The sequence below is a fragment of the Gilliamella sp. W8145 genome, assembly GCF_016101145.1.
In the GTDB taxonomy this organism is placed as follows: Bacteria; Pseudomonadota; Gammaproteobacteria; order Enterobacterales; family Orbaceae; genus Gilliamella; species Gilliamella apis_A.
Genome location: NZ_JACFRC010000001.1, coordinates 1,012,319 through 1,027,452, shown reverse-complemented (window position 1 = coordinate 1,027,452; position 15,134 = coordinate 1,012,319). Strand labels below are relative to the sequence as shown.

At 33.2% G+C, this 15,134-nt stretch carries 15 protein-coding genes; 9 read left to right on the top strand and 6 right to left on the bottom strand.

The window, feature by feature from the left end:
- Positions 1 to 84 precede the first annotated feature (84 nt).
- From H3T80_RS04650 to H3T80_RS04635, 4 genes are all read left to right on the top strand, one after another.
- Positions 85 to 1,386 carry a PTS sugar transporter subunit IIC gene (locus tag H3T80_RS04650; protein ID WP_198200327.1) on the top strand — a complete coding sequence of 434 codons (1,302 nt, stop codon included), beginning with the start codon at positions 85 to 87 and terminating at the stop codon, positions 1,384 to 1,386.
- Between the two features lie 27 nt (positions 1,387 to 1,413).
- Entirely contained in the window at positions 1,414 to 2,841 is a 1,428-nt protein-coding gene (locus H3T80_RS04645) for a glycoside hydrolase family 1 protein (RefSeq protein WP_198200325.1), read from the top strand.
- Positions 2,842 to 2,851: 10 nt separating this feature from the next.
- Positions 2,852 to 3,172, top strand: a complete 321-nt coding sequence (locus H3T80_RS04640) for a PTS sugar transporter subunit IIB (RefSeq protein ID WP_198200323.1) — start codon at positions 2,852 to 2,854, stop codon at positions 3,170 to 3,172.
- Between the two features lie 67 nt (positions 3,173 to 3,239).
- The gene (locus H3T80_RS04635) at positions 3,240 to 3,995 is read left to right on the top strand and encodes a GntR family transcriptional regulator (protein ID WP_198200321.1); all 756 of its coding nucleotides are present in this window, start codon (positions 3,240 to 3,242) and stop codon (positions 3,993 to 3,995) included.
- 116 nt (positions 3,996 to 4,111) lie between these two features.
- On the opposite strand, the gene H3T80_RS04630 is transcribed toward H3T80_RS04635, so the two are convergent.
- Genes H3T80_RS04630 through H3T80_RS04615 form a run of 4 tightly spaced genes read right to left on the bottom strand, consistent with a single transcriptional unit; the run spans position 4,112 to position 6,744 of the window.
- Positions 4,112 to 4,936 carry a PTS system mannose/fructose/sorbose family transporter subunit IID gene (locus H3T80_RS04630; protein ID WP_198200319.1) on the bottom strand — a complete coding sequence of 275 codons (825 nt, stop codon included), beginning with the start codon at positions 4,934 to 4,936 and terminating at the stop codon, positions 4,112 to 4,114.
- Between the two features lie 14 nt (positions 4,937 to 4,950).
- Entirely contained in the window at positions 4,951 to 5,781 is an 831-nt protein-coding gene (locus H3T80_RS04625; RefSeq protein WP_110447569.1) for a PTS sugar transporter subunit IIC, read from the bottom strand.
- A 24-nt stretch (positions 5,782 to 5,805) separates the two neighbouring features.
- Positions 5,806 to 6,297 carry a PTS sugar transporter subunit IIB gene (locus tag H3T80_RS04620; RefSeq protein WP_110447570.1) on the bottom strand — a complete coding sequence of 164 codons (492 nt, stop codon included), beginning with the start codon at positions 6,295 to 6,297 and terminating at the stop codon, positions 5,806 to 5,808.
- 27 nt (positions 6,298 to 6,324) lie between these two features.
- On the bottom strand, positions 6,325 to 6,744 hold the full coding sequence (locus H3T80_RS04615; RefSeq protein ID WP_198200318.1) for a PTS sugar transporter subunit IIA: 420 nt from the start codon (positions 6,742 to 6,744) through the stop codon (positions 6,325 to 6,327).
- 181 nt (positions 6,745 to 6,925) lie between these two features.
- On the opposite strand from H3T80_RS04615, the gene deoC reads away from it, so the two are divergent.
- Complete coding sequence (gene deoC, locus H3T80_RS04610) at positions 6,926 to 7,636, top strand: deoxyribose-phosphate aldolase (protein ID WP_198200317.1); 711 nt, start codon at positions 6,926 to 6,928, stop codon at positions 7,634 to 7,636.
- A 56-nt stretch (positions 7,637 to 7,692) separates the two neighbouring features.
- Here the strand turns inward: deoC and H3T80_RS04605 are convergent, their stop codons facing one another.
- Both H3T80_RS04605 and manA read right to left on the bottom strand, forming a co-directional pair.
- On the bottom strand, positions 7,693 to 8,421 hold the full coding sequence (locus H3T80_RS04605) for a GntR family transcriptional regulator (RefSeq protein ID WP_198200316.1): 729 nt from the start codon (positions 8,419 to 8,421) through the stop codon (positions 7,693 to 7,695).
- Positions 8,422 to 8,532: 111 nt separating this feature from the next.
- Positions 8,533 to 9,720, bottom strand: a complete 1,188-nt coding sequence (manA, locus tag H3T80_RS04600) for a mannose-6-phosphate isomerase, class I (RefSeq protein WP_198200315.1) — start codon at positions 9,718 to 9,720, stop codon at positions 8,533 to 8,535.
- Positions 9,721 to 10,495: 775 nt separating this feature from the next.
- On the opposite strand from manA, the gene prfA reads away from it, so the two are divergent.
- The 4 genes from prfA to H3T80_RS04580 all read left to right on the top strand — a co-directional run bounded on the left by prfA (position 10,496) and on the right by H3T80_RS04580 (position 15,133).
- Complete coding sequence (gene prfA, locus H3T80_RS04595) at positions 10,496 to 11,581, top strand: peptide chain release factor 1 (RefSeq protein WP_086359489.1); 1,086 nt, start codon at positions 10,496 to 10,498, stop codon at positions 11,579 to 11,581.
- Positions 11,578 to 12,414 carry a peptide chain release factor N(5)-glutamine methyltransferase gene (prmC, locus tag H3T80_RS04590; RefSeq protein WP_065579243.1) on the top strand — a complete coding sequence of 279 codons (837 nt, stop codon included), beginning with the start codon at positions 11,578 to 11,580 and terminating at the stop codon, positions 12,412 to 12,414. Before prfA ends, prmC begins: the two co-directional genes overlap by 4 nt.
- Before the next feature lie 17 nt (positions 12,415 to 12,431).
- Positions 12,432 to 13,286 carry a 3-deoxy-8-phosphooctulonate synthase gene (gene kdsA / locus H3T80_RS04585; protein WP_110448040.1) on the top strand — a complete coding sequence of 285 codons (855 nt, stop codon included), beginning with the start codon at positions 12,432 to 12,434 and terminating at the stop codon, positions 13,284 to 13,286.
- A 431-nt stretch (positions 13,287 to 13,717) separates the two neighbouring features.
- On the top strand, positions 13,718 to 15,133 hold the full coding sequence (locus H3T80_RS04580) for an OprD family outer membrane porin (protein WP_198200314.1): 1,416 nt from the start codon (positions 13,718 to 13,720) through the stop codon (positions 15,131 to 15,133).
- The last annotated feature ends 1 nt before the right edge of the window (position 15,134 follow it).

The following is a 15,134-nucleotide window of genomic DNA, read 5'->3' as shown; positions in this document are numbered from 1 at the left end:
AGGATCACAGATTACCTCCCTTATAAGTATTATTTTTTGATTGTCAAAGAATCTCACCTTTCCCCCTAATTGGAGATTGTAAATATGTCTAGAGTAAATGAAGTTATTGATAAACTAGGTAAATTTGCCAATAAATTTAATAGTTTAAGATATATAATGGCAATTAAAGCGGCATTTATTACTTTAATGCCAGTGATAATCGTTGGCGCTTTTGCGGTGCTAATGTCAAATATTGTTTTTGATAAACAAAATGGATTAGCTTATTTTGATTGTTTATCTTTTTTAGCAGTATTAAAGCCCATTGCTAGTAATTTAAATTATGCGACATTGAATTTTCTAACCATTGGCGCTGTGTTTTTAATCGCTATTGAATTAGGACGCATAAATGGTAATAAAACCTTATTTCCTGGATTGTTGGCTATTATATGTTTTATTTCCGTACAACCAACATTTACAGACGTTGTAGTTGAAGGCCAAAAATTTCAAGTAACTAATGTATTAGCACGGCAATTTACTGATACTAAAAGCCTTTTTCTAGGTATGTTTATCGCTATTATATCGGTAGAAATATACTCTAAATTATTAAAAGTAGATAAGCTAAGAGTAAAAATGCCAGATAGTGTTCCATCAAATGTCTCCGCTTCATTTTCAGCACTTATTCCAGCAATAATTACTACTTCAGCGGTAGCGGCTTTTGGTTTTATATTTTACAAATTAACTGGAATGTATTTGTATGATGCTATCTATATGGTAGTGCAACAGCCGCTTGAGTCTGTCATGCAAAGCCTGCCGGGATTATTGTTATTAATGTTTGTCGCACAAATATTTTGGGTTATAGGGATTCATGGTAATCAAATGATAAAACCAATTCGCGAACCCTTACTACTTGGTGCAATCATGGTTAATATGAGTGATTTCGAACAAGGTATTGAGCCAACCAATATTATTACTATGCCGTTTTGGGATGTTTACATGAGTATAGGTGGTTCAGGTTGTACGATTGGATTGTTGATTGCTATTTTTGTTGCAATAAAACGCAAAGAAATGAGAGAAATAGCAAAATTATCATTGGGTCCAGGTATTTTCAATATCAATGAACCTGTAATTTTTGGTTTACCAATAATGTTAAACCCAATTTTAGCTATTCCATTTATTATTACACCGTTAATTACTGGCACAATAGGTTATATCGCAACAAGTATTGGTTTTGCTGGTAAAGCCGTGGTTATGGTGCCGTGGACTACGCCTCCAATAATTAGTGCTTACTTATCAACAGCAGGATCCTTAGGTGCTGTTGTTACACAGATCTTCTGTATTATTGTTGCTATTTTCATTTATTTACCTTTCCTAAGAATAGCGGCTAAACGTTCTGAAATTCAATCCTAAATAGAATCAACATTCAAGGAGTCAATAATGAGTAAATTAACAATGGATATCCCTAAAAACTTTATTTTAGGCGCTTCAACATCGGCATGGCAAACTGAAGGTTGGTGTGGTAAGAAAGAGAATCAAGACTCATATTTAGATATTTGGTATAAAAACGATCGTGATGTATGGCATGAAGGTTATGGTCCTGCAATTGCTACTGATTTAATTAATCGCTATCAGGAAGAAGTAGATCTAATGAAAAAGGTAGGAATTACACACTATCGAACATCAATTAACTGGTCGCGTTTTTTAACTGACTACGAAAATGCAATTATTGATGAAGATTATGCTAAATATTATGACGATTTTCTAACAAAAATAGTCGAAAACGGTATAGTTCCAATGCTCTGTCTAGAACATTACGAAGTTCCTGCCGAACTATTCAATAAATATGGTGGTTGGAATTCGAAACATGTAGTTGAACTATTTGTTAAATTTGCTGAAAAAGTTTTTGAACGTTATCATAATACCGTTAAACGGTGGTTTGTCTTTAATGAACCAATTGTCATTCAAACACGAGTGTATCTTGATGCTGAACGTTGGCCTTATGAACAAAATACCAATAAATGGATGCAGTGGAATCACCATAAAAATTTAGCTACGGCCAAAGTTGTTCAGCTATTTCGTCACAAAAATTATCAAGGAAGCATTGGCACTATTTTAAATCCAGAGGTGACTTATCCTCGTTCTTCCTCTAAAGAAGATCAACAAGCTGCAAAAATGTATGATCTTTTTTATAATCGAGTTTTTCTTGATCCGGCTTTTAATGGTGAATATCCTCAAGAGCTTATTGATTTATTGGCTAAACATAAAGTTCAGTGGGATTATACCAATCAAGAACTTGAAATAATTAAAAAATTTCCAGTTGATGAAGTTGCTATTAATTTATATTTTCCTCATCGTGTTAAAGCACCTACAAAACAATGGCACAAAGATGCGCCATTTCATCCCGCGTTTTATTACGAATCCTTTACATTACCTGGAAGAAAAATGAATAAATCTAGAGGTTGGGAAATTTATCCTAAAATTGTTTATGATTTCGCAATGCGAGTTAAACAACAATATAACAATAAATCATGGTTTATTTGTGAAAATGGCATGGGTATTGAAGATGAGCAACGATTTAAAGATGATCAAGGCATGATTCAAGATGATTATCGAATTGATTTTATTTCGAAGCATCTTTATTGGACGTTAAAAGCTATCAATGATGGAGCTAATTGTGGTGGTTATATGCTGTGGGCATTTACAGACAATGTTTCACCAATGAATGCATTCAAAAATCGTTATGGACTAATCGAAATTGATCTTGAACAAAATAGAAACAGAAGGTTGAAGAAATCAGCGTTATGGTTCAAAGATTTATCTAAAACAAGACAACTAACTATAAATCTAGATGATGAAGATAAATAAGGAGTAAAAGATGAAACAAGTTATTTTTGCCTGTGCCGGTGGTATGTCAACCTCATTATTAGTCAACAAAATAAGAAAAGAAGCACTAGAACGATCGTTAGATTTTGATTTTATAGCAATAAGTGAGCAACTTTTATATCAACATCTTAATAGTGATAGTGATAAAATTATCGCGGTATTATTAGGACCACAAATGAGATTCGCCTTAGATGAGAGCAGAAAACAAACAGAAAAATATGGCATACCAATTGACATTATTGATCCAGTTGCTTATGGTACAATGAATGCTGGTAAAGTTTTAGATCAAATTTTGCAAATGATCGAAGTATAATCATAGGAATTAATACAAACATTAGAATATTCGATTTTAATGTTTGTATTTTTGTAGGAACAGGTGAATGTTAACGGACAATATATCGAATCAATATTCTAAAAAACAGTATCAAGAAATAGCAGAACTATTATTGGATAAAATTAGAATGGATGAATATCCATTAGGTTCTAAATTACCACCAGAAAGAACTATTGCCGATGCCTATGGCGTAAGTCGTACTATTGTTCGTGAAGCGTTAATCGCATTGGAAGTAAAAGGTTTTGTATCGATAAAGCAAAGTTCAGGTATTTATGTTATTAATAAACCTGATTCAAATTATTCTCGAGTACTCGGTCCTTTTGAACTACTACAAGCTAGCCAACTGATTGAGACTAATATTGCTTCTTTTGCTTCTCAGATGATAACCATTGCCAATATAGAAAGCTTAAAGAAAATATTAGAGAAAGAATTGCATGCGACTATGAATAATGAATTCAATAACAATAATGATTTCAATTTTCATCTCAATATCGCCGAAGCAACCCAAAATCAGATGTTAGTGAATTCAATTAAGAATTTATGGGAACACAAACAGAACTCATTTAATTGGCAGCAACTTACTGAACATACTAATACTAAAGGCTATCGACTAAAATGGTATGCTGATCATCAACAAATCTTAGCAGCACTATGTCGTCGTGACAGTGTTGGGGCTTATAAAGCCATGTGGCAACATATTGAAAACGAAAAAAATATTTTAATGAATTTATCTGATAAAACATCTATTGATTTTGATGGCTATATTTTTTCATCGATCAATTTATTTGAAAACTTTATCTAAAATATTAATTAGTTATTTAAAATTAATAATCCAATTAAATAAATCCCCATAGTATTACAAAATATTATGGGGATTATTAAATTGTTCAATAAAACAAATGTTGTTAATTAATTATTTTAAAATACACCGAGGACTACACCTACAGTGGTAATTGCGGTTAAAATTAAAATAACTTTGGTTGCTGACATCTGTTTTGCTGATACTAACCACCATGCTAATAACACCATGGATAATGGCAGTATTTTTGGAAAGATGCCATCAAGTACACTTTGTAATGATCGCATGCTTTCTCCCATCGGAATTTCCAATACTGAATTAAGTACAATATTACCGGCAGCTAAACCACCAACCACCATAATTCCAAGTATGTTAAATGCGTCGGTGATCCGTTTGACGTTATCACCAATAATATTATCAATTGCATTAACGCCTAATTTATAACCGTAATGGAAGCTAAGATAGGAAATTAAAGGGCCTAAAATACCATAAGATAAAATATAGAAAATAGGGCCTATAGCATTACCTCCTGCTGCCATTCCCATAGCAATTGATAACAAAATTGGCACAATAATACCTTGAATCAATGAATCTCCAATTCCAGCTAAAGGGCCCATTAGTGTCGCTTTAATATTTACAGGTAGTTCTTCTGGAACATTTTTGCCTAAAGCAATCTCTTCTTCCATTGACGCAACAATACCGTTAATAATTTGACCGGTTTGTGGTTCAGTATTATAAAACATAGAATGTCTAACTAATAAACGGCGTTTTGCTTCAGGATCATTCTTATAATATTTTTCGGCAAAAGGGATATAGGAAAAAGCCCAAGCATGTGCTTGTAATTTCTCATAGCTCATTGATGATAAATGAGTAAAGCCCCAACGATACCAAATTTGGCGTAATTCTCGTTTTGTTAAACGTTGTTCCTCAATTAATTTATCCATTTTAGTTCTCCTTTTTAGAACAAATCATCATCTTCAAAAACATCTGAATTTGGTGAATTTGTTTCTTTAATTGGTGTTGTTGCCGATTTATTGCTTGCAATAAAGTATAAGTAAGCAACTAAAGCGGAGATGAATACTAGTGCTATCATACTTAACCCTGCAAAAGCTAATAATACGAAACCAGCGAAGAAAAAGATCAGCTGAATTTTCGATTTAATCACGATATTCATAAGCATAGCGATACCTAATGCAGGGAGTACACCACCTAGCACTGAGATAATCTTGGTAATAACTTCAGGAACATTAGCTAATAACCATTCAACTAAACCAGAGCCAAAATAGATCGCTAAAAAGACTGGAACGGCACGCAATAAGAATGTTGTAACTTGAGGATAAAATAGATGATTAAGAACGATACCTCGGGTATTGTTAGTTTCAGCTGCATGTTGTGCTTTATTATTCCAGAACGAGTATAATGCCATTCGAGTATTGTAAAATATCAAACCGAAAGTCTGGCCCAATAAAACCGAAAGAGTTACCGCGACAGCAGGATCTTTAGTTGTGGCAAGCGCTAAACCAATTCCACCATAAGCTGCATAGGTTATTTCACTATTTGTTGCCCCTCCAGTTGATAAATTTGCAATAAAAACAGCTTGTACCGCTAAACCACATAATACACCGGCTTGTACATCACCAAAGGCTAAACCAACTAATAACCCAGCAACTAGTGGCCTACCAACTATATAAAAACCACCTGACATACCAAAAAGCCATGGTGATTCAATCGCGCCTAAGTAACAAAATATCCCTGTTAATAAAGCGGGAATAAAAAGAGTTGTTTCCATAATTTTTCCCTCTAAATATGAAAGTTATAAAGTGTCATATTTCTTTTTCATTACGTTCCAATTTTTAGCTTCATCATCTGGCAACAATTGAAATTCAATTTTAATTCCTTGACTTTCAATGTAATCAAATGCTTTATAATCATTCTCATCAATGGCAACAGTTCGTCCTAATACTTTTGCTCCTGCTCGAGTATTCATACAGCCAATATTTAAAGTTGATGGTAATTTAGCACCAGCTTTTAACAATTTTTCAAATGTTTGTGGTGAATCACTAATTAAAAAAAAGTTTTTATTTGACTCTGTACCTTGTTTTATTTTCTCTACACCTTGTTCTACTGTGTAAATACCAATTTTTAACGTTCCCGCAGCCGCTTTTAATACTCGTTTGCGTAACTCATCTGAAGCGATATTGTCACCCACTACAAGGATGCCATCGACAGGTCTGACTTTTGTCCAACGCGTCATGATTTGACCATGAATAACACGATCATCGACTCTGGTTAATGTAATTGCCATATTTATTCACTCCTATCGTCTCACTAATTAAAAATCTAAATCTTCACTACTATTTTCGGTTATTGGTGCAATGGATATTGAGGCTTGACCTGCTTCCAGAATTGAATTAATTGCTTCATCTATATTGGGCTCATTAATTATTGTTGCTGCTTGAATTAACATTGATAAATTTAATCCAGCCATAAGATAAACTTTATTTGGATTAGCCAGCATATAACGGAAAGTTTCGTTATAAGGTGTACCCCCCATGATGTCACTTAAAACAATGACAACTTCATTTTTCATAGTTTGTTCATCTAACACGGTTGTTAATCTTGAAGAAAAGTCGCTAATTCCCTTATCGTCAAGTTTGACAGAGATAAATTGAGATATATCACCCACAATCATTTGATAACTTGATAAGATCCCTTCGCATAATTCGCCGTGAGAAGTAACTACTATTTTCATTTGCAAGTCCCTCTTAAAATAATATTTAAATATATATTTACATATTTATTTTTTAAAACAAACATATTAAGAGTTATTTTTAATGAAATGAGATGTTTATCACATATTTGCTCTATTTTAATTGACGGCAAATAAATTTTATTTAAAATATGTTATTACATATAAAATTGAGGTAAAAAACATGAAAAATTATTCTTTACGAGATTTAAGTCGACTTATTGATCACACTAATTTAAAACCAGATGCAACAACGGCCATGATGAAAAAGCTATGTCAGGAGGCTAGTGACTACCATTTTAAAATGGTTGCAATCAATCAAGTTCAGTCAAAATTGTGTGCTGAACTACTAAAAGATACTGATGTAGATATTGGTGCAGCGATAGCATTTCCTTTAGGCCAAACAACGATAGAATCAAAATGCTTCGAAACGAAAAATGCAATTGAAATTGGGGCAACTGAAATTGATTACGTAATTAATATTTCTGAATTAAAGGCGGGAAATTTGAATTATATTGAACGGGAAATGTCAGAAATCGTTAAGATTTGTCGTCAATATAATGTTACATCAAAAGTCATTTTTGAAAATTGTTATTTAACCGATGAAGAAAAAATAGCACTTTGCCAAATTGCAGTTAAAGTTAAACCAGACTTTATAAAAACATCAACAGGATTTGGTCCTTCCGGTGCGACACTTGAAGATGTTAAATTAATGAAGCAACATGTAGGCGATGTTGTAAAAGTGAAAGCTGCTGGCGGTATTCGTAATGCCGATACATTTAAAAAGATGATTGCAGCGGGGGCGGAACGAATCGGAACAAGTGCCGGTATTGCAATTATTGAAGAGATAAAAAAAGATTTACAAACAACACAAGCGCAAACAATCAAAATTTAAACTTTAATATTTTTGTTGATTAATATACCCACTTATTAGTGGGTATATTTATTATATTAGCTGGAATGATTTAACTCAAAGATAAATGAATTAATATCACCACGATATTTAGATATTGAATATTCGATTGGAGTTCGATCGTGGCTATATCCAATAGAATGGAAATAGAAAATAGGATCTCCTTCTTCAATATCTAATAAATCACTAGTTGTTTCATCGGCTTTTAATACGTCTAATTTTCGACGTATTTGGAGAATTGGAAAATTCATTTTTTCTAAAACTGAATACAGTTTTTCTTGTTTAAAGTCATTATCTAAAAAATTAGGCAATGCTTTTACTGGCAAATAAGTTGTCACAAGTACTATTGGCTTGTTTTCGGCATAACGTAGACGCACTAATTTATACACAGCATCAAATTCATTGATGTCTAAATGTTTAGCAATATCAACGGTCGCTTTATCCAATTTAAAGGTTAAAACTTTTGTTTTAGGGTGAAGTCCCTTGCGATTCATTTCAGAATCATAACTTTCGATAATATGGGTAAATTCTTGATTAATTTTTTGTTGCTTAACTATTGTTCCTCGACGTTTGCGACGTTCAAGGTATCCATCGTTGACCAAAAACTGAATAGCTTGGCGAACAGTTGGCCGACTGACTTGATAAATATCTGTTAATTCAGATTCTTTAGGAATTAATTGCCCTTCAGCATATTCACCTGACTTGATTTTTTTTAATAAATCTTGCTGAATAAACAAATGGCGTGGAATTTTATTATTAGAATCCATGATGCTTATTTTTAATTATTATATTACTACATATTAATATATTAGTGTAAATATGTAAAACAACCATATTTAACCTATTAAAAAAACTTAATTTTTATTTTTATCCAAAAGCTAATCAAATGCTTTAGCTAATACGCCTAAACCTTGATAATGATATACATCAGTTTGGTAAGCGATTAAAGCCGATTCACCTTTGTGTAAAGTTAATGATTGTGATTCAGTTGATAAGGAGATTTTTCCATCAAGACATAACACAATTTGAGCACTATCTACTTTTTCACTACGCAAATTTTGGTCACTTTTTATGATCTCAAATTTAAAATCATTAACCGGTACGGGAAAATCAATTTTATTATCTTTGATAACTGGTTTAGTTAATAATTGATTTAACGCCATACTTTCAAAATTAGTATTATTAATTAGTTCTAAACTATCAATATATTTATGGGTGAGGCCAGCTCTTAATACATTGTCGGAATTAGCCATAATCTCTAGGCCGGTACCAGATAGGTAGGCATGCGGTGTTTTGGCTGATAGAAACATAGCTTGTCCTGGTTTCAGTTCAATTACATTTAATAATAATGGCATGAATAAACCAATATCATCAGGATAATCTTTAGCTAGAGTCTTAATGGTTAAATAGGGTTCGTCATTAAAAGTACTGATTTTCATCAAAAGCTGTTTAATTAACGCGGTCTTTGTTTGAGTTGGAAGAGTTAATAAGTATTCAAAAAAATGTTTTAATTGGTCAGGATGACGGTTGTTTTTTAATTGTGATATTGGGATAGTTAAATCGGATAAGGCAATTTTTTCAAACAACATGATAATTTCATCAATAGCACGGAATGAACGCATAGCTTTGAATGGAGTTAATGCATAAATAAGTTCAGGCTTATGATTGGGATCTTTATAATTTCGATTGGGTGCATCACTAGCAATATCTAGTTGGTTCTCTTTTGCAAAGCCAATTTTGGCATTTTCCAATGTTGGGTGAACTTGAATAGATAATGCTTTGTTTGCTGAAAGAATTTTGAATAAAAAGGGGAGTGAACCAAAATGCTGAAAGGTTTTATTACCTAAAATTTGCTGTGGATTGTCTTTTATTAACTTATCAAGCCTTATTTTACCTAGCTTTTCATCAATTGCTAAAGAGCAACCAAGTGGATGCATGCCCATCCAAATTTCAGCCATAGGTTCCGACGTCGGATTGGGAATAGCAAATAAATTGGTTATGCCATCGATACTCCCCCAATCATAGTGTTTGATAGTATTGTCTAGTTTCCATATAGTTTGGTTCATTTTCGCATCCTTTTAAAATTTTTTATCACAGTAATCTCCACCGGATATAATATAACTATACACTTGATATAATAACTTTCAATCAGTAATAAAAAACATTTCAGAATTCACTTATTAATCTGATTTTTAAGATATTAATTTAGATTAATCAATAAAAGTATTTTGATTTTATACCAATAACTTAATGCTTATCTTAGTAGTAAATGTCATTTATTTCTATCGGCTAAGAAAAAGGGGGCAGCTATTTCATTAGCAGTCAGTTTAATCATGATTGTAGATTCTGTTTTGGCAATTGGTTTTAATAATATTCGCCTTTGAAATATTACTATTTTGTTCAAATAAAAAAGGGTATAGATAGAGTTATTTTTCTTAATGACTTTATAATTATGATAAATCCCAATAGCTATTTAACTTTAAGCAATCATGCTATGGTGAATAGATCACAAAATTAAATTATGAAATGATTAGTCCGTTTAGCAAGATTTATCACTTTAAAAATCATTTTTCACTAACAAATGAAAGCTTTAATTAATATGGTTTTGGTTGATTTATTCTTGAATATCTAAAAATATTAAAAAATTTTGAAACTAACAAATAGAAAATTGCTGATACATGTAATCATTATTTAAAGAGACAATTAATTATTTAATACCAATATGTTGTTATTCATTGATTAATTTAGCTTCGTCATAAATAAGTAGGAACTGTATTTTACAGGCAATTAAGTATATAATGCCGAGCTAATTCATTTAATCATTAGCAAAAATACAGAGTTATGAAACCTTCAATTATCAGTAAGTTGGAAACGCTACAAGAGCGTTATGAAGAGGTTCAAGCATTACTATCTGATGCAGCGGTTATAGCCGATCAAAACCGATTTCGTACCCTTTCAAAAGAATATGCACAGTTAACCGATGTGGTTAAATGCTTTGCTAATTGGAAGCAAACACAAGAAGATATTGAAACTGCCAAAATGATGCTTTCTGATCCGGAAATGAGTGAAATGGCTCAAGAAGAATTAAACGAAGCATTAAGCCAAGTAGAGCAGCAAGAAAAACAATTACAAGTTCTATTGTTACCTAAAGATCCAAATGATGATTATAACTGTTTTGTTGAAGTGCGGGCTGGTACTGGTGGTGATGAAGCGGCTATTTTTGCTGGTGATTTAGCGAGAATGTATACTAGATATGCTGAATCTCGCAATTGGCGTGTCGAAATCATGAGTTCAAATGATGGAGAACATGGCGGATATAAAGAAGTTATCATGTTAGTAAGTGGTGATGGTGTATATGGACAGTTAAAATTCGAATCTGGTGGGCACCGAGTTCAACGTGTACCAGAGACTGAATCACAAGGACGAATTCACACTTCGGCATGTACTGTTGCTGTTTTACCAGAAATTCCAGAGGCTGAAATGCCAGAAATCAATCCTGCAGATTTGAAAATTGATACTTATCGATCATCGGGTGCTGGTGGTCAGCATGTTAATACTACCGATTCAGCAATTCGTATTACCCATATTCCAACTGGAATTGTAGTTGAATGTCAGGATGAACGTTCACAGCACAAAAATAAAGCTAAGGCGATGTCGGTATTAGCTGCCCGTATTCAAGATGCTGAAATGCGTAAACGACAACAAGAAGAAGCGTCAACCAGACGTAATTTACTCGGTTCAGGTGATCGTTCAGACCGTATTCGAACTTATAACTATCCTCAAGGCCGAGTTACCGATCATCGTATTAATCTTACTATTTATCGTCTAGATGAGGTCATGGAAGGTAAATTGGATATGTTGATTGAACCAATTGTACAAGAATATCAAGCAGATCAACTTGCAGCTTTATCGGAACAGGATGAATGACCTATTTACAATGGCTTAAATCTGCATCACAAACTTTAACCGACAGCGAAAGTCCAAAACGTGATGCTGAAATTTTATTAAGTTTCGTCACACATAAAACACGTACCTTTTTGATGGCTTTTAGTGAAACATTATTAACTGATGATGAACTAATTGCTTTAGATGGCTATTTAAAAAGACGTCAAGAAGGGGAGCCCATTGCCTATATCACTGGAGAAAAGGAGTTTTGGTCATTGAAATTTAATGTTTCAAATTCGACCTTAATTCCAAGACCTGATACAGAAAAAGTTGTTGAACTAGGTTTAGAATATTTGCCGAAAGTCCCTTGTGAAGTTTTAGATTTGGGAACAGGAACTGGTGCTATTGCTATTGCTATGGCAACTGAGCGACCAGATTGTTTATTTACTGCAATTGAGAAAAATAAAGATGCTTTGATTTTAGCCCAAAAAAATGCCAATCAAATAGGCGTAAACAATGTTTATTTTTTACAGGGTGATTGGTATAAACCAATTAAAAATCGTAAATTCTCAATGATCACTAGTAATCCACCCTATATCGAGCCAACTGATATTCACTTATCTCAAGGCGATGTTCGCTATGAACCTAGAAGCGCCTTAGTTTCTGAGGATGATGGCCTTGCTGATATTAAAGTCATTATTCAAGGGGCAACCAAGCATTTAAATCAATATGGTTGGTTGCTTATCGAACATGGTTGGAAGCAGGGTTTAGCGGTACAAACTATTTTTAAACAACACGGATTTCAATTAGTTGAAACCATCACCGACTATAGTGGCAATGACAGAGTCACCCTTGGTCGTTGGTTTAAACCTTAACTAGGAATAAATTTATGATTAAACAAAAAAGAGTAAAAGTCGGTAATATTACGGTAGCAAATGATTTACCCTTCGTGTTATTTGGCGGTATGAATGTGCTCGAGTCTCGCGATTTAGCGATGAGAATATGTGAGCACTACGTAACGGTAACCGATAAATTAAATATTCCTTACATTTTTAAGGCTTCTTTTGATAAAGCGAATCGTTCATCCATTCACTCTTATCGAGGACCTGGATTAGAAGAAGGAATGAAAATATTCCAAGAATTAAAACAGCAGTTAGGGGTTAAAATTATTACTGACGTTCATACTGAAGAACAGTGTCAACCTGTGGCTGATGTTGTTGATGTTATTCAATTACCGGCTTTTTTAGCAAGACAAACTGATTTGGTTGTTGCAATGGCTAAAACAGGTGCTGTAATTAATGTTAAAAAACCCCAATTTGTTAGCCCTGGCCAAATGGGTAATATTGTCGAAAAATTTGAAGAAGCAGGTAATGACCAAGTGATTCTCTGTGATCGTGGTAGTTGTTTTGGTTATGATAATCTAGTTGTTGATATGCTCGGTTTTAATGTCATGAAAAAAGCCAGCAATGGCTCGCCAGTAATTTTCGATGTTACCCATGCTCTACAATGTCGTGACCCAATGGGCGCAGCATCTGGTGGTCGTCGTGGTCAAGTTACTGAGCTTGCTCGTTCGGGAATGGCTGTTGGTATTGCAGGACTATTTTTAGAGTCTCACCCAGATCCGAGTAGTGCAAAATGCGATGGTCCTTCCGCATTACCATTAGCAAAACTTGAACCTTTCTTAAAACAGATGAAAGCAATTGATGAATTAGTGAAAAGTTTTGAAGAATTGGATACCGAAAATTAAAACAACTGTTTTCATTTTTATCTAAATCAATTATCAAGAGAAATGTTATACATTTCTCTTTTTTATTATTTGTTTATTATTGTTTTTATTCAGATATATATATTTTATAAGTTGGTTCCTTTTAAATTTTTTGGTTGAAGAATAATTAATTTTTTGTGTAAAAAAAGTGAGGGTAATTTTACTTTTAAAAGTTAAAAATTAATTTTTTTGGTGATTTAGATCACGGATTTAGATTAATTAATTTGCGAACTAAAATATGTTTATGCATTATAAAAATGCATATTTATCCTATTTCCACCTTAAGTATGTTTCATAAATGTTGTCTAGATAGCAATTCAAAGCAGTAATACATTCAGTTTGACTTATAAAAACCAATTAAATATTAGGGAATTTTGTGGTCAGTTACACAGTATAATTTTAGGGAAGCAACTATGAATCATAATAATTTACCGATTTTACCTTATCGTTTTAATCTTTTTACTAAGCTTTTATTATCTATTACCGTATTAACCTGTATATGTCCTGCACAAGCCGAATATACTAATAATTTTATTGATGATGCGTCATTAACTGGTAATGTATTTTTCTGGAATCGTGATCGCGAAAGAAAAAATCTTGTTGAACATAAATATGAAAAAAACCTCAGACATTCGTCATTTAATACTAATTTAGATTTTAGATCAGGTTATATCGCTGATCGACTCGCTATTGAGTTGGGCGGTTATGGTGCTTGGGAAGTCAGTAATGGCGGTAAAGGGCATCCAAATGAAATTGGTTTTAGTGGTGCGAATACTCGTTGGGAGGAAGATTGGAAAAAAGATGTCAGTGGCTTAAGTTTTTATAAAGCGCAACTTAACTTTAAGATTGATGAATTGTTTTGGATCAAAACTGGTTATATTCAACCGTCTGGGCAAACTTTACTAGCTCCACACTGGAGTTTATTACCCGGTACCTATCGTGGAGTAGAACTTGGTAGCGTTATTGATTTTGACGATGCGGGTGCTTTATCTATGTCCTATATGTGGGCGGATAAGTACAAAGCACCTTGGTATAAACGTGTTTATGAGTTCCGGCGCTGGGGAAAGGGTAAAAAAATCGATTTTTTACACTCAGCAGGTATGAAATATGATTTTAAGAATGATCTTGTACTTGAAAGTGCCTTTGGCCAAGCTCAGAATTATATGAATCAATTTTTTACTAAAGCTTCTTATAAAACTGATGTGTTAAATAATCCATTAACAATGAGTTATCAGTTTTATGGCGCTAAAGACCAATCTCATAAAGGTGCTAATGTTTATGATGGCTTAGCATGGTTACAAGCAGCTACTTTAGGTTACCAAGTTGGTCCAGTTGGTTTACGACTTGAAGGGGTGTCGGTAAAAGCAGAAGGTGAACAAGGGTTCTTTTTACAACGTATGACGCCAGATTATGCCTCATCTAATGGTCGGTTAGATATTTGGTGGAATTCGCGTTCTGATTTTAATGCCAATGGCGAAAAAGCCGCATTTTTTGAGGTGACATATGATTTAGGTCATCTAAATCATTATTTGACTGGTTGGAGAACCGGTGCATCTTACGCTTATGGTTGGAATGCCAAACCAAATTCAACAGTCAAAAAACAGAAGAATCGTTTAATTGAATCAGCTTATAATTTTGATTTGGGGTATACCGTCCAAGATAGTTGGGCTAAAGATACTTCATTCCAATTACACTATACCAAATATAATAATCATGAGAATCATATCAACAGCTGGGAAGGTGGTTATGGCAACATTTTCCAAGATGAACGTGATATTAAATTTATTGTCACTATTCCATTCACTGTATTTAACGCTAAACAAAAATAGG